Origin of the sequence: Sphingobium agri, from assembly GCF_023051225.1 — a bacterium.
Lineage (GTDB): Bacteria > Pseudomonadota > Alphaproteobacteria > Sphingomonadales > Sphingomonadaceae > Sphingobium > Sphingobium agri.
This window is the reverse complement of sequence record NZ_JALKHS010000009.1, coordinates 1-20,679: the sequence shown is the minus strand read 5'-3', so window position 1 is coordinate 20,679 and position 20,679 is coordinate 1. Positions and strand designations below refer to the sequence as shown.

At 58.3% G+C, this 20,679-nt stretch carries 16 protein-coding genes; 8 read left to right on the top strand and 8 right to left on the bottom strand.

Features of this window, described 5'->3' with window-relative positions:
- Positions 1–39 precede the first annotated feature (39 nt).
- Positions 40–726, top strand: a complete 687-nt coding sequence (locus MU848_RS12640) for a TetR/AcrR family transcriptional regulator (RefSeq protein WP_247232655.1) — start codon at positions 40–42, stop codon at positions 724–726.
- A 61-nt stretch (positions 727–787) separates the two neighbouring features.
- Here the strand turns inward: MU848_RS12640 and MU848_RS12635 are convergent, their stop codons facing one another.
- Positions 788–1,072, bottom strand: coding sequence for a hypothetical protein (locus tag MU848_RS12635; protein WP_097093137.1), 285 nt, complete (start codon positions 1,070–1,072; stop codon positions 788–790).
- A gap of 133 nt (positions 1,073–1,205) precedes the next feature.
- Between MU848_RS12635 and MU848_RS12630 the strand changes: the two genes are divergently transcribed.
- Both MU848_RS12630 and MU848_RS12625 read left to right on the top strand, forming a co-directional pair.
- Entirely contained in the window at positions 1,206–2,144 is a 939-nt protein-coding gene (locus MU848_RS12630; RefSeq protein ID WP_247232688.1) for a ThuA domain-containing protein, read from the top strand.
- 45 nt (positions 2,145–2,189) lie between these two features.
- Positions 2,190–4,448 (top strand): glycoside hydrolase family 3 N-terminal domain-containing protein, encoded by a 2,259-nt coding sequence (locus tag MU848_RS12625; protein ID WP_380800795.1) that lies wholly within the window; start codon positions 2,190–2,192, stop codon positions 4,446–4,448.
- Positions 4,449–4,569: 121 nt separating this feature from the next.
- Here the strand turns inward: MU848_RS12625 and MU848_RS12620 are convergent, their stop codons facing one another.
- From MU848_RS12620 to MU848_RS12590, 7 genes are all read right to left on the bottom strand, one after another.
- Positions 4,570–4,728: a hypothetical protein gene (locus MU848_RS12620; protein ID WP_247232651.1), complete on the bottom strand. Its 159-nt coding sequence runs from the start codon at positions 4,726–4,728 to the stop codon at positions 4,570–4,572.
- Between the two features lie 264 nt (positions 4,729–4,992).
- Positions 4,993–5,199, bottom strand: a complete 207-nt coding sequence (locus tag MU848_RS12615; RefSeq protein WP_247232649.1) for a hypothetical protein — start codon at positions 5,197–5,199, stop codon at positions 4,993–4,995.
- A 174-nt stretch (positions 5,200–5,373) separates the two neighbouring features.
- Entirely contained in the window at positions 5,374–6,222 is an 849-nt protein-coding gene (locus tag MU848_RS12610) for an SDR family NAD(P)-dependent oxidoreductase (RefSeq protein ID WP_247232647.1), read from the bottom strand.
- Positions 6,223–6,290: 68 nt separating this feature from the next.
- Positions 6,291–7,100: an SDR family NAD(P)-dependent oxidoreductase gene (locus MU848_RS12605; RefSeq protein ID WP_247232645.1), complete on the bottom strand. Its 810-nt coding sequence runs from the start codon at positions 7,098–7,100 to the stop codon at positions 6,291–6,293.
- Between the two features lie 601 nt (positions 7,101–7,701).
- A complete protein-coding gene (locus MU848_RS12600; RefSeq protein WP_247232642.1) occupies positions 7,702–8,781 on the bottom strand; it encodes an oxidoreductase in 1,080 nt (359 codons plus the stop codon).
- Between the two features lie 471 nt (positions 8,782–9,252).
- The gene (locus MU848_RS12595) at positions 9,253–10,200 is read right to left on the bottom strand and encodes a LysR family transcriptional regulator (RefSeq protein WP_247232641.1); all 948 of its coding nucleotides are present in this window, start codon (positions 10,198–10,200) and stop codon (positions 9,253–9,255) included.
- A gap of 364 nt (positions 10,201–10,564) precedes the next feature.
- Positions 10,565–13,027, bottom strand: a complete 2,463-nt coding sequence (locus MU848_RS12590; RefSeq protein ID WP_247232638.1) for a TonB-dependent receptor — start codon at positions 13,025–13,027, stop codon at positions 10,565–10,567.
- A gap of 468 nt (positions 13,028–13,495) precedes the next feature.
- Here MU848_RS12590 and MU848_RS12585 point away from each other — a divergent pair, with 468 nt between their 5' ends.
- The 5 genes from MU848_RS12585 to MU848_RS12565 form a co-directional block, all read left to right on the top strand.
- A complete protein-coding gene (locus MU848_RS12585) occupies positions 13,496–14,179 on the top strand; it encodes a TetR/AcrR family transcriptional regulator (RefSeq protein WP_247232636.1) in 684 nt (227 codons plus the stop codon).
- 349 nt (positions 14,180–14,528) lie between these two features.
- Positions 14,529–18,080 (top strand): carboxylic acid reductase, encoded by a 3,552-nt coding sequence (car, locus tag MU848_RS12580; RefSeq protein WP_247232634.1) that lies wholly within the window; start codon positions 14,529–14,531, stop codon positions 18,078–18,080.
- 8 nt (positions 18,081–18,088) lie between these two features.
- On the top strand, positions 18,089–19,147 hold the full coding sequence (locus MU848_RS12575; protein WP_281494443.1) for an NAD(P)-dependent alcohol dehydrogenase: 1,059 nt from the start codon (positions 18,089–18,091) through the stop codon (positions 19,145–19,147).
- Between the two features lie 94 nt (positions 19,148–19,241).
- Positions 19,242–20,453, top strand: a complete 1,212-nt coding sequence (locus MU848_RS12570) for an MFS transporter (RefSeq protein WP_247232625.1) — start codon at positions 19,242–19,244, stop codon at positions 20,451–20,453.
- 2 nt (positions 20,454–20,455) lie between these two features.
- The coding region (locus MU848_RS12565; RefSeq protein WP_247232623.1) for an NAD(P)H-dependent flavin oxidoreductase at positions 20,456–20,679 on the top strand (224 nt) is incomplete at its 3' end.

The window sequence follows — 20,679 nt, the reverse complement described above, 5'->3', positions numbered from 1 at the left end:
TTCATAAGTGAGACTGCCTAACGAAGACGGGACATCTGGGTGAAGGAATCGAAGAAGCGCGGTTCGCCGGTTGACGCAAAGCCTAAACCTCAAGCCACGCGGGTTAGTAGGCGCATGGGACGCCCGCCAACCAAGAAAGCGGGCGAGATAGAGGAAGCCATTCTGTCAGCGGCGAAGGAAATGTTCCTGTCGCTCGGCTATGAAGCAACCTCAATGGAAGCGGTGGCGCAGGCGGCCGGTGTTTCCAAACGAACATTGTACATCCGTCATTCGACCAAGGAAGCGTTGATAAAGTCTGTAGTGGAAGATCGCATCCGCACCTGGTCTAACGAAGCAAGTGCCCGCAACAGCGAGGTGCCCGAGACATTTCCCGAAAGCCTGAAGCGGCACGCCCAGACCTTTGTCCACATGCTTGCCAACCCTGAAGTTCGGCAATTTGATCGGTTGATCTTGACGACGGCCCATCGCTTCCCCGAGATCGCTGAATCTTTCTACAACCTCGGCTACAATTACGAGCTCGGCTTCCTCACGAACGAAATCATCATAGGGACGCAGAACGATGCTGTGCCTCCTAAGGAGCCCAAGCGCGTAGCGCTGCAGTTGTTGAGTATGATCCAGGGGTGGCGCAGGACCGAGGAAACGGTGCGCGAGATCAGCACTGAAGAAGCGGCGGAATTCGCGTCTCAGGCGGTGGACGTGCTGTTGCGTGGTAGGGACAGTTGGTAAAGTATTGGCCTGGTTGACACGATTGGCCGGAGCATATGACAGCCGGCCAATCGCGCGAGGCTTACTTGGCCTTCAGTTTGGCGAGGTCGGCGTCGACATCGGCAAGTACCTTGTCCGTGATCTGATCCGGCGAATATTGCTGAATATCCTTCAACGTCATCGAACGAGCCATATCGACCTGATCATTCGTGGTCATGCCGGGAACGTGCTTTTCCAAAACAGCCTTTGCAGCGGGATCGTCAAGCAGGGCGCCGATTTCCGTCGTCGAGCTTGAATAAGCTGCCTGAGCAAAAGCGGGCAGGGGTGCCATCGCGACTACCGCGGCGACCAAGATCAATTTCTTCATTTTTCTCTCTCCATCAATGAGTGGCAAACTATTTAGCAGGATGTTGGTTTAATGCAACGAACCTGTTTACTTCTCCCGTGATAAAGCGCTATGCCTTGCCCGTTGCTGAACAACGTTGAGTAGGGGTGAGGTGATGAAGGCGGTCGCGAAGCGGAAGGTGTTCCGGGTCCTTGGCGTGCTCGCCGTGATTTTGATCCTCGTTCTGGTGGGCCTGTCATTGATGTTCATGACCGCCGTAGGGCCGGGTAATTTTGGTCGGTTGGTCCTGGGCATTGGCAGCAGCTACGATAAGACGCCGCCGCAAATCTCCGCTAAGCTTGCCTACCCTGCTATTCTCATTTTTTCCAAGACCAATGGATTTCGCGACGACGCGCAGATAGTTGCGGCGAATCGTGCGCTGGAGGAGATTGCCCGTCAGCGTGGCTGGGGCAGCTATGCGACCGAGAATGCCGCCATATTCAACCCGGACCAGCTTGCCCGTTTCAAGGCTGTGATATGGAACAGCGTGAGCGGCGACGTCCTGACCTCGGAGCAACGTGCCGCCTTCCGCAAATGGATGGAGAAGGGTGGCGGCTTTGTCGGGCTGCACGGTGCGGGCGGCGATCCGCAATATGCCTGGCGCTGGTATGTCGATGACCTGATCGGGGCCCAGTTCATTGGTCATATCATGGACCCGCAATTCCAGATGGCTACGCTCGATGTCGAAGATCGGAACCATCCCGCTACCCGTCATCTGGGCCCGACATGGCGCCGGACGGACGAATGGTATTCCTTTGCGACGAACCCTCGCGACAAGGGCTACCACATTCTCGCGACGATCGATGAGGGAACTTACCGCCCCGAAGAAAAACTGCTACCTTTCACCAAGCCGAAGGACATCCGCATGGGTGCCGATCATCCGATGGTTTGGACGCATTGCGTGAAGGATGGACGCGCATTTTATTCCGCGCTGGGACACGCGGCCTCCACATATCGGGAACCGCAGCATCGTGAAATGATCGCTGGAGCGATCAGCTGGGCCGCCGGGCTTCAAGGGCCGGGTTGCGCCCACGGCAAAGAAATAACCTCATAATCAGCGGTCTGAAGACCCCTCTCTTTTTACTGGAGTTGCCTGAAAATGTTGCGCCAGCCCAATGTCAGCCGCAGGTCTGTCCTGATCAGCTCCGCCTGCCTTTTCGCATGGCAGGCCTCGGGAATCCCCGCTGCGATGGCCGCTGCCCGCCGTCCGCTTTCCGGCCGGGTCAAGTCGCTGATCGCTCAGATGACAATCGAAGAAAAGGCGGGGCAGCTGACGCTTATGCCCACGCCTTGGACATCAGCAGCAGCAGCCAAGATCAATCCGGAAGCGGCCTTGCGCAACGTCGAGAATTTAACGGACGACGCGCAGGCCGGGCGGCTGGGCGGCGTGTTCAACGGTTTCGGGGTCGAGGCGCATCGCAAGCTTCAGACCGCAGCGATGAAGGGCCGCCTTGGCATTCCCATGATCTTCGCGGGCGATGTGATCCACGGTTACCGCACGGTTTTCCCGGTGCCGCTCGGGGAAGCGGCAAGCTTTGACCCGGACCTTGCCGAGCGCACCGCCCGTGCGGCCGCCGAAGAAATGGCGGCAACCGGTTTCGACTGGGTCTTTGCGCCGATGGTGGACATAGGCCGGGACGCACGCTGGGGCCGTACGGTCGAAGGGGCGGGCGAGGATGTGCTGCTGTCGAGCGACATGGCTCGTGCGCGGACCCGCGGCTTTCAGGGCCGCTCTCTTGCCGACGACGCTTCAGTTGCCGCCTGCATGAAGCATTTTGTGGCTTATGGGGCTGCAGAAAGCGGGCTGGACTATAACACGGCGGACATTTCGGAACGCACGCTGCGCGAAGTCTATCTGCCACCGTTCCAGGCCGCCGTGGATGCAGGCTGCGCCACGGTCATGGCCGCGTTCGAGGATATCGCTGGCCGTCCAATCCATGGCGGCCGTGAGTTCCTGACCGACATATTGCGCGGTGAGATGGGCTTCGATGGGCTGGTCGTCGGCGACTATAATGGCGATGTTGAAATCGCCGCGCGGGGCCTTGCAGCCGACGCAAGGGACGCCGCGCGGATCGCCATCATGGCAGGGCTCGACCTGAGCATGGCCAGCGGCATCTACCGCGATCATCTGCCTTCGTTGGTGCAGGCTGGCGAAGTGCCGATGGAGCGGGTGGATGAGGCGGTCGGCCGCGTCCTCGCGCTCAAGGAAAGGCTCGGTCTGTTTGAGGATCCTTTCCGCCGCATGGACCTGAAGCGGCAAAAGGCGCGCATGCGCACCAAGCCGGCGCTCTCGCTCGCACGCGAGGCGGCCCAACGTTCTATCGTCATGCTGAAGAATGATGGCGACCTTTTGCCTTTGCCGCGCAAGGGCAAGCGGATCGCCATCATCGGCCCCTTTGCGGAGGGCCCCAGCAATCTGCACGGGCCTTGGACGCTCTTTGCCGACAACAAGGAAGCGGTCGATCTTGCCAGTGCCGTGCGATCGGCGGTCAGTGACGCTTCGTTCATCAGCGTGGTGAAAGGTAGCGAAGTTACCGTGCCGATCGACGGCGGCATCGATGCGGCCGTGGCAGCCGCGCGATCAGCGGATATCGTTATCCTTGCCGTGGGCGAACGCGAAGCGATGTCGGGCGAGGCGGCCTCGCGCGACTTGATCGTGGTTCCTGCCCCGCAGCAGGCCCTGGCAGAGGCGGTAGCCGCTGTCGGAAAGCCGATGATCGTCGCCTTGCGAAACGGCCGCGCACTCGCGCTGGAAGGTGCGATCCTTAATGCACCGGCGATCCTCGTCACCTGGTTCCTGGGTTCGGAAATGGGCAATGCCGTGGCCGATATCCTGTTCGGCGCCACAGGTCCGTCGGGGCGCCTTCCGGTCAGCTTCCCGATTTCAGCAGGCCAGGTGCCTTATTATTACGCGCATCGCCGGCCCGGGCGTCCGGCCAACGCGCGATATATCACATCTAGATATGACGCTCGTTTCCCTTTCGGACATGGCCTGACCTACGGGGAAATCAGCTATGCCGATCTTGCCATGTCCTCCAAGCAGATCCCGAAGGACGGCAGCTTGCGCGTGACCGTGACGATCAAGAATGAGGGGAAATACGCTGCGAGGGAATTGGTGCAGCTATATGTCCAGGACGTCGTTGCAAGCGTCACCCAGCCTGTCCGGGAGCTGAAGGCATATAAGCATGTCGATCTGCCGCCAAAACGATCGCAGCAGGTCACATTTGACCTGGCTGCGGCTGATCTAGCCTTCCTTGGTGTGGATCTGAAGCCCGTCGTCGAAACCGGAAAGTTCAAGCTGTGGGTCGCGCCTTCCGCCGAAGCTGCCGGCCTTGCCGAAGAATTCGAGGTCTCATGATCTCGCAATGGTAACACGCTATTAGCGTGCGAGCTGCTGGTAGTCAGCTGACGAGCCGCGATTCGGTAACCAGGCGTTCGCGGATGACCCGATTGAAGGATCAACTTCTTCCGATTCCTGTTTAATTGAGCATGTTGACGAAGTGTCCGTCGATCGAATCCGATTTCCACATTTTCGCCGAGCGGCCCCTTGCGAGCAGGTCGGTCTCGACGAACACCCGGCACCCGAAGCGGCCGTAGCAATATCGCGTAGCATCGTGAAACACGGGCGATGCATTCATATCTCGGCATCTGCGGTAAAGTAGGAAAGCGGGAACTGAATGTGTTCGCCAAGACGTGTTCAATCAACGTAGCATGAGCTCGATCTCGCCCGATAAGCTGTCGGTTTCGGCCCAAGGTTGATCGAATCTGGCAGACGACGTCCTCTCCCCTCAACAGCACTCGCGTATCGCGTGAAAGTACGTTGTCACACACGGCTCGAGGCCTGTTCAAGCGTAGCTGCGGGCATCCAGTTGAGCTTTTGCTACCGAGCCGTCTTAGAATATTTAATCGTTCTTCAGATGGGCAGTCATCCGAGCTTCAAGGCTTGGGCGATGCACGATGATCGCAATCTGCAATTCGTGAATGCAATCCGGTACTATCCTCGATGGTTGCGGCATGATGCTGCCCTTCTTGGTCAGCGCAACCCGCGCCGCCTTCTGCTTGAACGCTTCACTCTCGACGGTCTCTTTGAACGAGGCTGAAGCTCTCAAGTGACCGGCACAAAACGGTTTAAAGTCCAGGCCATTTTACTCTTGCAGAACAGAGCCATTCACAGAACAAGGTCCGACGTGAAAAAAATCTGCGTATGAAACTCGTACAAGCGCCCTCGCGGCGGCAATTTGATGATCATTGTTACCGCAGCCAACTGCGCAGGCGAGGCTGCCCTACGTTGCCTGATCGTCCGTGCGATATTCGCTCGCTATGACGCTATCGTAATCAGAAATTTCGTAAATTGCGAAGAAATCAGGGGCATTAAGCATCTCCCCGTTAGCAAACCTGGCGGCATTTGGGCTCGTGCATAGCCAAGCAATCGTGTTCGCGGTCTCCTCCGGGCGGCGCGGCGGGTGACCACCGCCGATGGCCCGAACCGCGTCATCTCCCCAGCGAGCTTGCATACTGTCAGTGAGTGTGAACTGCGGTTCCACAAGAAAGGCAAGAATCCCCTCACTCGCATACTCAAGGTTGATGAATGCCGGAACTCGATTCAGTGCCGCCTTTGCGGCGCTGTAAAGCAATCCCTCGCCGGGCGTCGGCGCGGCCACGGCCGCGCCACTGGAGACAAAAACCACACGACCCCCGCCGGGCGGCATTGAGGTGATCGCTTTGCGACTTATATAAATCTGATTTATAAGGCTACCGGCAAAGTTATCCTCGGCCTGTTGCATTGTGAAATCAGCGATCCGGTCCATCGTGCCCGGACCTTGATAAATGGCGTTATTGACGAGGACGTCGATGCGCCCAAAGTGTGCGATAGCTGCGTCCAGCGCCGCGTCGATCGACGCTCGATCGAGCAGGTCAAACCTGACACCTAGTGCCGTGCCGCCTGTAGCGTCGATAGCGGCAACAGTTTCCTCAATACTGCCAGGCACTGGCTCACCGACCCCAACTGACCCGCCGCCGGCATATTGCGTACGGCCCATGACGACGACAGCGAACCCGTGCGCAGCAAGCGTCAGGGCTGTGACCTTGCCGATTCCACGGGTAGCGCCAGTGACAATTGCGACCTTCTTCATACGTTTTCCTGCGTTTAAATTAGCGCTTAAGGGATCGCACGCTGTAGCGGTCGATCCACCTGACCCGTTCAGTTCTCGCTTGAAGGACGGGGCAGTTCTGGTGCCCAGGCTACCCCGTTGATGTGCCCCCCCCCGTCGGCAAACAGAGTGTTTCCTGTGAGATAACGTGCGTCTTCACTCGCAAGGAACAAAGCAACACCGCCGATGTCGGCTTCCGGATCACCCATCCGGCCCATGGGATTTTCTGCGGATGCTGACGATGCTGCGCTAGGTTGTAATCTCTCGAACTCGCGGAAGGAGGCAGATGCTGCGGCGGGGCAGATGATGTTGGCGCAAATGCCCAGCATCGCCCATTCCCGCGCGACAGTTCGCGTAAGCGTTCGCAGTGCCTCCTTGCCAACATTGTAGTCGACGGTCCCGATATGTGCATTGACGCCGTTCAGTGAGCAGATGTTGATGATCCGACCCCAGCCATTTGCCTTCATGTGCGGGAGCGCTCGGTCCATAGCCCATTTTGGGCCGAAGACGTTGATTGCGAAAGACTGATGAAAATGTTCGTCAGCCATAGCTTCAGCGCGCGAAAATGTTCCGCCGCTATAAGCATTATTGACGAGAATATCGATGCTGCCGAACCGATTTGCGGTGGCATCGACAGCTGCCTCCATCTGGCTGCGGTCGGTGACGTCGGTCCGAATGAATTGAGCTTGGCCACCCTCGCTACGAACGGCTTCAGCTGCAATCTCACCCTTTTCCTCGTTATACTCCGCGATCATAACTGCAGCACCTGCACGTGCGAAACGCTTTACAATACCGAGTCCGATGCCATCGCCTCCGCCAGTGACAATTGCGGTTTTGCCTGCAAGTCGTAAATCCGCCATCTTAAATCCTTCAGTTCGCGCAGTCGCTGGACCGGTCGACTATGTTAAATCGGGGTATTTAGGTCCGCGCCGCGATTTATGGTTAGCCCTGTTCTGCCTTGTTAAACATGTTTACAGGACGCCCGTTGATTACATGATCGAATTCTATCACTATATTTTCACTGAATGGCCGTCCACAATCAGATGGGCTGCAATAAAAACCGGCCAACTATAACGGTCGTAGCAGAGAGGCGTCGCACCGCTGAAGACGGCTGACACGGCCATGACCGCGTCGATATCTGTGTTGCCGGGCCGGGCGAGATTAAATGATCCGGCAAGCTCATAACTATGCGCCTTCATTGCGGTTAGACGAGATAGACTGTTCTTGGACAGAGCGGAGATATCATGGCCCATTTTTAGAAAAGGAGGTCAACAACTCTATCTGACCCTGCATGCTCTTATAATACGAATACCGGCCATCTATGGAAAGCACGCGCCTGAGGTGGAATATCTGGATCTCGTCTCTCATCCACAACATAGCGGGTGTGCAGAGATCCGGAAGTTAGCAGTCTCGATTTTGAGTCAGAGGTCAAAGATCTAGAAACCATCGCTCCCTCATGCCTCATTCGAGCGTAGCTAGCGCCTCAGCCGAAAAAGGCCGCAATTCACCAAGCCGTCCTTCCCTTATCTTGCGCGGCCACGCGGGATCAACGATCAGCGCCCGGCCAAGGGCGATCAGGTCATAATCGCCGCGATCAAGGCGCCGGAGCACGTCCTCGATAGAGGCAGGTGGGATGAACCCTTCAAAACCGGGGTTCCGAAGCCCCACAGACCCGACAGAAACCGTCGGCAATCCCGTCAGCTTCTTTGCCCATCCAGCGAAATTGAGGTCCGATCCGTCAAACTCCGTCCGCCAGTTACGCATGCCAGAACAATGGAGCATGTCGATGCCGGCTTCAACCAATGGAGCAAGCCAGCTTTCCATCTCCTGGGGTGAATTGGCGAGACGAATGCTACCATCTGGCGACTTGTCCTGAGAAACACGTAACAGCAGCGCCATATCGGTGCCGATCGCGTCGCGGACGGCGCGGATAACGGCGACCGCAAATTCGGCCCTATCCGCAAGTGTGACGCCCCCCCACCTATCTGTGCGGAGATTTGTCGCTTTCCAGAAAAATTGGTCGATCAAATACCCGTGAGCGCCGTGGATTTCGATAGCATCGAAACCAGCATCAACAGCATTGCGGGCCGCCTCCGCATAAGCGGCAATCGTGTCTGCAATTGCGGCTTCTGTCATAGGCTTGCCGACCGCCATCCCCGGCCAGGCAAAGCCCGAAGGGCTGTCAGGCTCTCCAAGCGGAAGGGTGCCGAAGCCCTCCCGAGGCCGTGCTCCGACATGCCAAAGTTGAGCGGTTATGGGCGCCCCGCCATCATGGACTTCCTCAACCACACGCGCCCAGTGCTCCACTGCATTGTCATATAGCACGGGTGATCCAGCATCATTCAAAGAGCCGGGACGTCGAATGCCCACGCCTTCAGTAATGATGAGCCCGACGTCACCCTCCGCGCGGCGACGATAATATTGCGCGACACTCTTTCCCGGAATGCCGCCAGGCGAGCCGCTGCGCGTCATGGGTGCCATGACGATGCGGTTTTTCAGGTGTAGATTTTTCAAAGCAAACGGATCGAAGAGGCCTGTCATCTCTCATCCTAACGATATTGCGACTTCTGCCACGTCACGAACAGCGGGTCTCGAGTGGTCGGTTGCAGCGACACGCTAACACTGATGCCGTCGGGCAGCCCCCACCCCGAAAGCGTAATTAAGATTTACCATTAGTGAATCATATGAGACTAATAGTATAATTACGACATCTGCATTTTCCAGTTTCAACCAATATACTGAATAATTACTTTAAGAAAAATCGATCAATTCTTAAACCTGTGAGATTGCGCTACGCACATTATCGGACAGCGATGGTTGCATTATCAGTGCCTCCATTATTTGTCAGATCGGAGCCATCGTGAAGCTGCAAACTAACAAATTCCTATTGAGCATCTAACTATATATCGGCTGCAGAGTCGCCATTCGATAGCTTCTGCCGCGCTGGTGCAATAGCCCCTTATCATGGAACGGACTGTTACATTCTGCGTAACGACTCTAGTTGCGGATTGCTCAAATAGCGGGCGTACCAGGGATTGTTTCTGACCCGCTCGACGCCCTGAAGGTACAATCTAGAAATTCGAGGAAACTCCGCAGTTTGCCAGTTTGATACGCCGATCGCTGATAGACAGCATATATGCCCTCGTTTCCGGTGCGGGGACGAATAATCCTATGATCAGACAATAGACGGATCAGACGCCCGCCTGCCAGTTCCCGCTTTATCTCCTCAAGCGGCATAATCCCAATGCCAACACCTGCGAGCAACGCGCTGCGGTTCATTCCCCCATCATCCACGCTCAATTGCCCAACAGGCATGACCCGCGTTGTCGCACCGTCAGGGCCAGCGAACTCCCAGACCGGTTGTTCTACCTGTGCGCCGTACAGGATCGCCGAATGCTCGGACAGATCCTTCACGCTTATGGGAGCAGCGCGCTTGGCAAGATAAGCTGGCGAAGCCAGGAGCACCAGCTGGGTGATCGGCCCCAGACGCTTCGCAACCAAATCGCCACTGTCGGGAAGATCGAAACGAATATCGACATCGATATTCTCGGTGACGAGGTCCTTGTTTTCATCGGTTGAAATTTGCAAATCGATCTCAAGGTGTGGATGAGCGTCAAGAAATGCAGGCAATGCGGGGATTACCCGTTGAGACGCAATCAACCCACGGATCGCCACACGGAGCAAACCGCGCGGCTCTGCCTCGAGTAGCGAAACGCTATCGAATATCTCGTCCATTTCACTCAGCATTGGAAGCAACCGAGCAAGCAAAATTCGGCCCGCCTCCGTAAGTGTCAAAGCACGCGTTCCCCGATTGAAGAGCCTGACGGAAAGATTTCTCTCCAGCGCACTTATTTGCCTAGACATTGACGCATTGGAGAGTTGAGCCTGACGTGCGGCCGCAGCAAAGCTTTTATGCTGTGCTGCAAGAACGAATAGTCTCAATCCCGACAGATCACGCAATGTCTCTTCCTAACTCCAGAAACGCATCTCCAACGCTGGATTAGAGGGCGCGCGGCCGCGAATTGAGTTGGCACACTAATGCCAACAGCCCTCAAAAGGCAAACTTTGCACCTCTGGGGATGCCGTCTTGCAAACGACCATCATTGCCGTTCGCGTGTAGCACCCTCAATGAAGGTAGCCGCTGTTCGGGATAGCTGCTGCCAGACTGCAGCACCGCCGCCTCATGCACAAGCCCTCTTCACGGTGCGGCTGATAGTGCGACATGGAGCAGTAGCGACTGATACATATCCTACCCAGATGCCAGCGGACCGATGGGGAAGGTAAGCGCAATCGCCTGTTTGGAAGGCGATTGCGCTGGGCTTGCTCAGGTGCCGAAGTGATACCGAAGCGACATGCCGTACATTCTGGGCTCGCCATAAATGTAGGAGTTGAAGCCGCTCTGATAGGATACACCCTGGCTGCTGATGATATATTTCTCATTGGTCAGGTTCGTGGCGAAAGCGCCAAGATCGAAGTTCGATCCAGCGACATTTTGCCACTGTATGTTCAGTCCCAGCAAGCCATAGCCATCTCCCGGTCCGCACCGGACCGACCCGGCATAGGTTCCGCTATTCACGCGGGGACAGTTGCCGCCGATATAGGCGAACGGCTCGTCAATGGGTGCCTTGGACGGTGACGTATATTGCGCATCGATGTAGGAATAGGTTGCCGAAATGCTGACCTTCCCAATCGATTCATCAAGCGGCAAATCGACCCTGCCGGTGATGCTGAACTGGTTTTTCGGCGTGAACTGAAAAGGGATGTCGGTCAGGACGCACTGACCCGTTGCGCCATTGAACGGAACACCCACGCCGCAATCGAAGCCGGGCGGCAGGCCAAAGGCAGGAATGCCGGCGGGAAACAGGGATGGCGCGGTATATTCATCATATTTTGCGGCGGTGTGGGAATAGGTGCCCGACAGCGTGAGCCAGCGTGCGGGCCGCACCTCGCCCTCGAACTCCACCCCCTGGATGTGCGCCTTGCCCGCGTTGCTGGTTTGCGCGCCAAAGACCTGCTGCCCATTGTAGAAATAGGCGGTTCCCCCGGTCCTCTGCAAATCCTTATAGCTTGTGTAATAATAGTTGATGTTCGTGCGGATCGGAATGCTGCCGACATGCCAGTCGGCTTTTATGCCGCCCTCGTAAGCGGTTACGAATTCCGGCTGGAAGGAACGAAGATCAGGTGCAGGGGTCGAAGTGCCGACACCGCCCGTCTTGTATCCCCGGCTGACCTTTGCGTAGAGCAACACGTTCTGGTTCACATTATAATCGAGGCCGACTGTCCAGTTCGGCGCCTTGAACTTGGCACTGGACCTCGTGACGGGCGCATCGGGCAACCCGAAGTTCGAGAAGGCCGTCAGCTTGTCCCATGTATAGCGATAGCCCGCGGTCAGCCGCAGCCCATCAAGGCTTTCTGACAAGCTGCCGAAGGATAGCGTTCCTTGTGCATACAGGGCTTGGCTGATCGTCCTCTGGCCGCGACGGGTCGGATTGAAAGCTGAAACCAACTGCGCGCCCAGCGGCTTCACGCTCTCATAATAGGCGCCCACGGTGAAGTTGAGCGCTTCCCCCGCGAGCTTGCCCTGAAACTGGGGCTCAAAAGAATATTGCCGTGCATCGGTGTAGTAGTTGTACTTTGAAAGTCCACCGGGACTGATCTCATCGGCGCCGATCAAAGTACCGCCCTGTGTGGATGGAGGCCTGTGATCGTCAGGATAGCCATCGCCATCGAAAGGCGCGCTGTTCTTCAGATGCTGATAGTTGGCGATGTTACGGAACGTCAAAGTATCGGTAAGTTCTGCCGAGAAGATGTCGGTGATGGAAAAATAGCGTGTCCGTTCGCTCCAAAGCAACGGGCTGAGTGCGACCGACCGGATACCGCGACCGTTCTGTTGCTGGAGATAGGTGCTGAATGGCAGCCCCGTTTGAGGATCAACGCCGCCCGGGACAGCATTAAGCACCGTTCCCGTGCCATGTTCCTGGACGCGGCCCACGGTCGCGAGGAGATAATTTTCGATGCCGGGCGCCATGCGCCAGGTCAAACCTGCACGGAAGGAATAGCGATTGCGATTATCCAGGTCCGTGTCCGTGGTGATTTCGTGCGTGAAACCGTCGCGCTTCTGATAGATGCCGGCGACGCGCAGCAGGAGCGCATCTTCGACAATCGGCAAGTTCAGGGCGCCGCGCAACTCGATCGAATCATAATTGCCATATTGGATCTGGCCATAGCCTTCGAGTCGTTCGGTTGGACGCTGCGGTTCGAACAGGACCGCGCCGCCGGTTGTGTTACGGCCAAACAGCGTGCCTTGCGGCCCGCGCAGGACCTGCAGGCTGGCGAGGTCGTAATAGTTGAGGCCGCCGCCATTCTGGGCGTTGTTGCGCTGATCCGCGATCAGCGGGACTTCAGCCGAATAGAGGACCACGCCCGGCGCCGCGTTGAAGGTCGCGCCTTGACCACGGATCGTGATATTCTCGGTATTGCGCTGCTGTCCCGATCCGCCGACCACAAGCGAGGGCACTTGCCCCAGCAGGTCCTGCGTATTCGAGATGTTACGTTGCGTCAGTGAGTTGGCGTCGAACGCGGTCGCGGAGATCGGGACATTCTGTAGCCGTTCTTCGCGCCTGCGTGCCGTAACGATGATTTCCGAAAGGCCCGATCCGCTGGCCGAGGCGGTGGGAGCAGGCTCATCCTGTCGCGCCGATGTCTGGGAAAAGGCCGTTCCAGCGCAACCGACGAGGACGGCTGTTCCCATCAGCGCCCGGATCAAAGTCAAATGTCGCATAGTCATGATTCTTCCCCTTTATTGATTATTATTCTGTGTCATTATGCTGGTGTGAGCCCAGTTCTTATGGCGTAGCAAAGACAGGCCCATCCGATACGAATGAACATCTGGCCCTTACTTCGATTGACCGCGTCCGGTCTGATCTGCCTCTTTTTCAGAAGCGCTTGTCGACTTAGGAGGCGCCCTCACATTCAGAAAATTGCCCGAAAATTCGGGACCCGCCCGTCATCCTCGTCCAACGACATGCTGCCATGCTGGACTGGCTTCGAATACTTGGAGATTGACAAGGTTTTGTCAATCAGGAAAATTTGGGTCTGGGGTGGCGGGGAGGAGAGTGCGCTTGAGAAATGCAGTTGAGTTGCCGATGAGCGCCTTAACAGCCCGCATTTTCCGGGATTATATAATAGCTCTCCCGCGTTGCCTCGCGTCGGTTTCGCTTGCTGATCGCCGCTTGGCGACAGATATAGGCGACCGATGAGCGATGACCTGAAAACAGCCAGACGTCGGAAGCCTGGCGTCTATTCGCGCGGAGCCGAGACGGTAGACGCGATCCTCAAGGCTGCGTTGCATGTGTTGGTGGAGGAAGGCGCGGGCGCCTTTACGCTTCAGCGCATCGCTACGGAATGCGGTTTGAAGGTGGGGCATGTGAACCACCATTTCCCCCGCAAGGAAATGCTGGTCGAGGTTCTGCTGGACGAAATCCTGCTTGCCGGTGAAAAGCAGGTCAAATGGGCTATGGAGCAGCCTGATTTCCTCGCCGGGGACGGGTTGGCCCGGCTCATCGCGCACATCCTGGATGATGTCAGCACGAAACAGACGGCGCATTTGTTCACTGAGCTTTGGGCGATGGCGAACCACAATCAGGTCGTGGCTGACCGGCTGGAAGCGCTGCATCGCCATGTTCACCGCCTGATTACCGGAATGGTTGAGCAACTCAATCCGGCACTAAGTCATGATGACGCCGCAGTGGTCGCCATATTCATCTATGGTGCGGTCGATGGCATGACGATGTTTTCAGGCTATAACCGGCCGTGGGCGTCCTGCATGCCCGGCGTGAAGAATATTGCGATCAAGGGTCTGGTCGACCTGGCGAAGACGATCACGTCGGCGGAAATAGCGAATCTGCCTCCCGCTCCGATCAAGTCCCGGAATATATAAACCGACGGGAGACCGCGGTATAAGCAGGAAGGTCAGGCGGGGGTTTTCAACGCCTTGCCCCTGCTTGCGCGCGCGAAACCAGCCCTTCTTAAAAAATCGCCATTGACAAAACTTGGTGATTACCAAATATTCTCGTCATGCTTTTGCGGCAGAGCATCGCCTGCTGTGAAAGAAGCAATTTATAGCATGAAGCCGAAGCGGACAATGAATTCGCGCGGCTGACTTGCTGCATGTAGGATCATCCGGATTGCCAAATCAAAAGTGCAAAATTCGGGGCAAGATGATCCGAAGATAAATGTTCAGGGCAATATAATCATTGTCCGCATTAAGATAAAAATCGAGAGGTGATATGGGTATTCAGGACAAGCTGGACCGCGCGCAATATACGGTATCTGTTGAGGACTATGCAGCAGGCATTGCGGATCGTCTCAAGTTTTTGATCGAGACCGACACGCAGGTTTCTGCTGCACTTCCGGACCCGCTGATCAACACGGCCAAGCGTGTCAGCGGGATGGGTTTTGCACGGATCGTGGCGACCTGCATGGAGGGTTATGCCGATCGCGCGGCGTTGGCCGAGCGGGCGGTGGCGTTGAAGGTCGATCCGGCAACGGGCCGCGCCACGCGTGAGATCCAGAAGCATTTTGAGACCACGAGCTATGCCGCGCTCTGGGAGCGGGCGCGGCATCTGGCGGCCTTTTGGCATGACGGTGCCGGGCAGCCGCTCAAGGCCGACCATTTCCTGTGCATCCTGGCCTTTGGCAGTGTGGATTTCGTCACGGTTGATCTTGCGGGCATTCACAATGGCGCCGTCCTTGTTCCGCTCCAGGCCAATGGGGCGCTGCAACAGTCGCTGTCCATCTTCAATGAGGTGGCGCCCAGCTGGCTGGCGGTCAGCCTGGAATATATCGAGACCGCGGTCCAACTGGTCATCCAGGGCCATCGCCCGCGCGGATTGCTGTTGTTCGATTATCATCCGCAGGTCGATGACGAGCGCGAGCGGTTCGAAGCGGCCCAGGCAAAGCTTGCCGAGGCGGGGCTCGCGCATCTGCTGGTCACGCTGGACGATGCTCTGGCAAAGGGCAGGGCCCTGCCGCCCGCGCCTTTGTTCGAGAAGGCCGATGGAGAGCGGCTGAGCACCATCTATTATACGTCGGGCAGCACCGGCCTGCCCAAGGGCGCGATGCTGCCTGAGCGGATGATCAAGCAGTTGTGGCTGGTCGATTCGCCCATGCCGATGATCAACCTCATCTACATGCCGATGAACCATACATCGGGGCGCAGCATCGTCTTCTCGCTGCTGGGCCTTGGCGGGATCGGCTATTTCACGGGCAAGAAGGACCTGTCGGAACTGTTCGACGACCTGCGCATCTGCCGCCCAACCTACATGATGCTGGTGCCGCGCGTGTGCGAGATGATTTACCAGCATTATCAGGTCGCGCTGGAACGGCGCTCCGTGCCCGGCGCGGACATGGATGCGGTCAAGGCCGAGCTGCTGCGCGAGACGCGCGACGTGGTCCTGGGCGGGCGGTTGCTGGTCGCGTCCTTCGCCTCGGCCCCGCTTGCCCCTGAAGTGTTGCAGTTCATGGAAGAGTGCCTGGGCTACAAGCTTGGCAATAATTATGGCGCGACCGAAGTCGCCGCCGTCCTGGCCGACAACCGCATCCAGCGCCCGCCGGTCCTTGACTATAAGCTCGATGACGTGCCTGAGCTTGGCTACTTCAGGACCGACAAGCCCTATCCGCGCGGCGAACTGCGCATCAAGACGTCGAGCATCATGCTGGGCTATTACAAGCGCCCCGATGCCACCGCCGCGGTGTTCGACGAGGAAGGCTATTACAAGACCGGCGACATCATGCAGGAAATCGCGCCGGACCATCTGGTCTATGTCGATCGCCGCAACAATGTATTGAAGCTCGCTCAGGGCGAGTTCGTCGCGATCGCCCGGCTGGAGGCGATCTTCACCAATGGCGATCCGCTGATCAAGCAGGTCTATCTCTACGGAACCAGCGAGCGCGCTTTCCTGGTCGGCGTGTTCGTGCCCAATGTGGCGACGCTCCAGCAGATGGGCATCGCTGATGATCCGGCCGCGATCAAGAATGCATTGCGCGAAGCCATCCAGACCATAGCGCGCGCCGAACAGCTGCAACCCTATGAGGTGCCGCGCGACTTCATCGTCGAGCAGGAACCCTTCAGTGCCGAAAACGGCCTGCTGGCAGGCATCGGCAAATATCAGCGGCCCAAGTTCAAGGAGCGCTATACCGCCGCGCTCGAAGCAGTCTACGACCGGATCGCGGCTAGCCAGCAGGATGAACTTGAGACGCTGCGCCGGGAAGGCAAGGACCTGCCCGTGCTGGAAACGGTCGCCCGCGCGGTCAAGGCGACGCTGGGCCTTGAGGATGTCGACCTGTCGAAGCGGATGAGCTTTGCAGACCTTGGCGGCGACTCTCTTTCGGCGGTGTCCTGCTCCTTGCTGCTCGAAGATGTGTATGACGTGGAGGTGCCGGTCTCGGTCATCAATAGTCCTGCCGGAAGCATGCAGGATGTCGCCCAGTTCATCGAACGGGGGCGAAGCGGCGGAGCCAAGGGGCCGACCTTCGCTTCGGTGCATGGGGCAGGGGCCAAGGAGATCCGCGCAAGCGACCTGACCTTGGATCGCTTCATCGACGGCGCCGTGCTGGATGCGGCGCGGGACGCCCTGCCGCCTGCGAGTGAGGTCCGGACGGTGTTCCTTACCGGCGCGAACGGCTATCTGGGGCGGTTCCTCTGCCTGGAATGGCTTGAGCGCATGGCAGCGGTGGGTGGCAAGCTGCTGTGCATTGCCCGTGGCCAGGATGGCGAGGCTGCACGCCAGCGCATCGCCGCGGTGTTCAACAGCGATCCGCAACTCAAAAGCCGCTTTGACCAGCTTGCCAAGGATCATCTGGAAGTTCTGGCAGGCGACCTGGGCGAACCGCAGCTTGGCCTTGCCGACGCCGATTGGGAAAGGCTGGCGCAAAGCGTCGACCTGATCGTCCATCCGGCCGCGCTGGTGAACCATGTCCTGCCTTATCAGCAGCTGTTCGGCCCCAATGTGGTCGGCACCGCCGAGGTTATCCGCCTTGCGATCACGCACCGGCTAAAGCCTGTCAACAATGTCTCGACCGTCGCAGCGGCGCATACGCCGGAGGGCGCGATGATCGACGAGGATGCCGATGTCCGCACGACATCCCCGGTCCGCCCGCTGTCGAGCGAAGGCTATGCCGACGGCTATGCCAACAGCAAATGGGCGGCAGAGGTGTTGTTGCGCGATGCGCATGACCGCTTCGGCCTGCCGGTCGCGACCTTCCGCTCCGACATGATCCTGGCGCACAGCCGCTACGAGGGGCAGCTCAATGTCCCCGACATGTTCACCCGCCTCGTCATGAGCATCGTGGCGACGGGCTTGGCGCCGCGATCCTTCTACAGCGGTACGGCAATGCCCCATTATCCAGGACTTCCGGTGGACTTCACGGCTGAAGCCATCGCTGGCCTGGGCGCGAAGGCGACGAGCGGATACCGCACCTATCATGTCATCAACTCCCATGATGACGGCATTTCCCTCGACAGCTTCGTCGACTGGATCGACGCGGCGGGATATCCGGTGCAACGGATAGAGGACTATGCCGACTGGCTGGACCGGTTCGGCACGGCGCTGCGCGCGCTGCCCGACGGCATAAGGCAGCAAAGCTCCCTGCCGCTGCTGCACCAGCTACAATATCAGATGCCCGGCGAGTTCGGGACGTCGGTTCCTTCGGCGCGCTTCCGTGCCGACGTGATCGCGCATGAGGTGGGCACGGCAAAGGATGTGCCCCACCTGTCTCGCCCTCTTATCGTCAAATATCTGGCCGACCTTTCGCGGCTTGGCCTCATCCAGGGACTTTAGAAAAAGCCATGACCAACATGACCAAAGCCTATGCAGCGCAGAGCGCAGACACCGATCTGGAGCCCTTCTCCTTCACCCGCCGGGACCTGCGTGCCGACGACGTGGCGATCGACATCCTCTATTGCGGCGTGTGCCATTCCGATCTTCACCACGCCCGTAATCATGCCGGATACACCCTCTATCCCACCGTTCCTGGCCATGAGATCGTCGGCCGGGTAACGGCGGTCGGCAGCGAGGTCAGCAAGTTCCAGCCCGGCGACATGGTCGGAGTCGGCTGCTATGTGGACTCTTGCCAGAAGTGCAAGCCATGCCATGCGGGCGAAGAGCCCTATTGCGTGGAATACGCAACGCCGACCTACGGTTTCATGGACCGGCATGACGGCATGCCGTCCTATGGCGGCTATTCTGAAAACATCATCGTATCGGACAAGTTCACGGTGCGCATTCCCGAGGGCATGGACGCCAAATCCGCAGCGCCGCTGCTGTGCGCGGGCATCACCACCTACTCGCCGCTGCGCCACTGGAAGGTCGGCCCCGGTCACAAGGTGGCGGTGGTGGGCCTGGGCGGCCTCGGCCATATGGGGCTCAAGTTCGCCAAGGCGATGGGCGCGGAGGTGACCCTGTTCACCCGCAGTCCCGACAAGGAGCAGGAAGCGCGGCGCCTGGGCGCTGACCATGTGGTGCTCTCCACCGACGAGGCGCAGATGGCAGCAGCAGCCAACAGCTTCGACTATATCCTCGACACCGTCCCCAACGCGCACGACGTCAATCCCTATGTCGCCACCCTGGCGTGGAACGGCACGCTCATCCTCCTGGGACTGCTCGGCGCGATCGACCCGCCGCTCCACAATGTGCCGCTGATGATGGGCCGCAAGTCTGTCGCCAGCTCCAATGTCGGCGGCATCGCGGAAACCCAGGAGATGCTCGACTTCTGCGCTGCCAACGGCATCACCTGCGATGTCGAGATGATCGACATCCAGGATATCAACGCCGCCTATGAACGTATGGAAAAGGGCGACGTCCACTACCGCTTCGTCATCGATAACGCATCGCTGCGGAAATCATAAAGGGAGTGGTCGTCGATAACGTATCAGCGCGCCGGGCTTGGTCCGGCGGGCACGTTCGACTTCTCGCTATACATTCATCGGGGATCGCCACGATATGAGCAGCCTTGCGCAGCGCCGCGCCGCCGCAGACCCGGACAGACGCAAAGCGCGCAGGATGCTTGTTCGGGCGTTCCTTGCCCAGAATGTGGCCACAGGCTCCGCATTTGGTGGGTTCGCCGTCAGCATATTAGCGATCCAGGACCGTTTCGATACGACGCGGGGCATGGCCGCCATGGTTCTTGCGCTGACCGTGCTGGCGATGAGCGGGCTGGGACCGCTTGTGGCAGGATTGATTTCCCGCATCGGCCTGCGCAGCACGATGATGCTCGGCCTTGCGCTGTCGGTGACAGGCTATGTTCTGCTTGCCCTTGTTCAGTCGATTGAAGCCACGCTTGTCATCTGCACCCTGGCAATTGGTCCGGGCGCTTCGCTGCTCGGAGGTCTGCCGCCTAGTATTCTTGCGGGCAACTGGCATCCGCACGCGCGTGGGCGAGCGGTTGGGATCGCCTATATTCCGCTGTTTGTAACGGTAATCCCGTTGCTTGGCTCGATAATGATGCAGCGATTTGGTCTGCCGGCGTTGTTCCTTGCGCTCGCGGGGCTGCACATTTGTCTTCTGCCGGTCCTTCTGGGGGTTTCGGAGCCGCCTGAATGCGCGCAACCAGAACATGTGGCGGAAAATCCGGCTTCAAGGCCTGCTATTCTGTCGCAGCCATTATTTTGGGCGATCTTGGTCGGAGAAGGTGTGCTTCAGGCAAGCACCATCACCGGTTCGGCACATATTGTCGCCATAGCAACCGAATACGGCGTGGCCGCCTCCTCCGCGGCGCTGCTCCTGTCCATCAAGGGTCTTGCGAGCATCTTTGGGTCCATCCTGGCAGGACTGGCTTGCGACAAATTCGGAGCTTCGCGGACGCTGAGTGTTGCAGGTGCCGGATTGACAGCCAGTTGGGTGGTGATCTCGATGAGTGGCTGGTTCCCCGCGCTCGCCCTGGCGATGATCATCATGGGCATATCGGGCGCCGCTATTTTTCCGCTGGTTACAGTTCTTGTCGCTCAACTCTTCGGGATTGCGGCGTTTCCTCGCGTGGTTGGCTTTCTGGGTGCTTTCACCCTGCCGTTTACCTTCGGCGCTCCGGTTGCAGGATGGCTTCGCGATACGATGAACAATTATCATCTGGCAATGTTGCTGCTGATGGCGCTGTCCTTCGGGGCGGCTATGAACTTCGCCTGGATCGGTAGAGCAATGCGCGGCAGCCGAGCCTGATAATGAAGACGCGAATCACCGAGCTTACCGGCACGCGCTATCCTATCATCCAGGGTGGCATGCAGTGGGTGGGCCGCGCCGAGCTTGCGTCGGCGGTGTCCAATGCCGGCGGTCTGGGTATCCTGACGGCGCTGACGCAACCGACGCCCGAGGCGCTGGCGGCCGAGATCGAGCGGTGCCGCACCATGACCGACAAGCCGTTCGGCGTGAACCTGACCATTTTGCC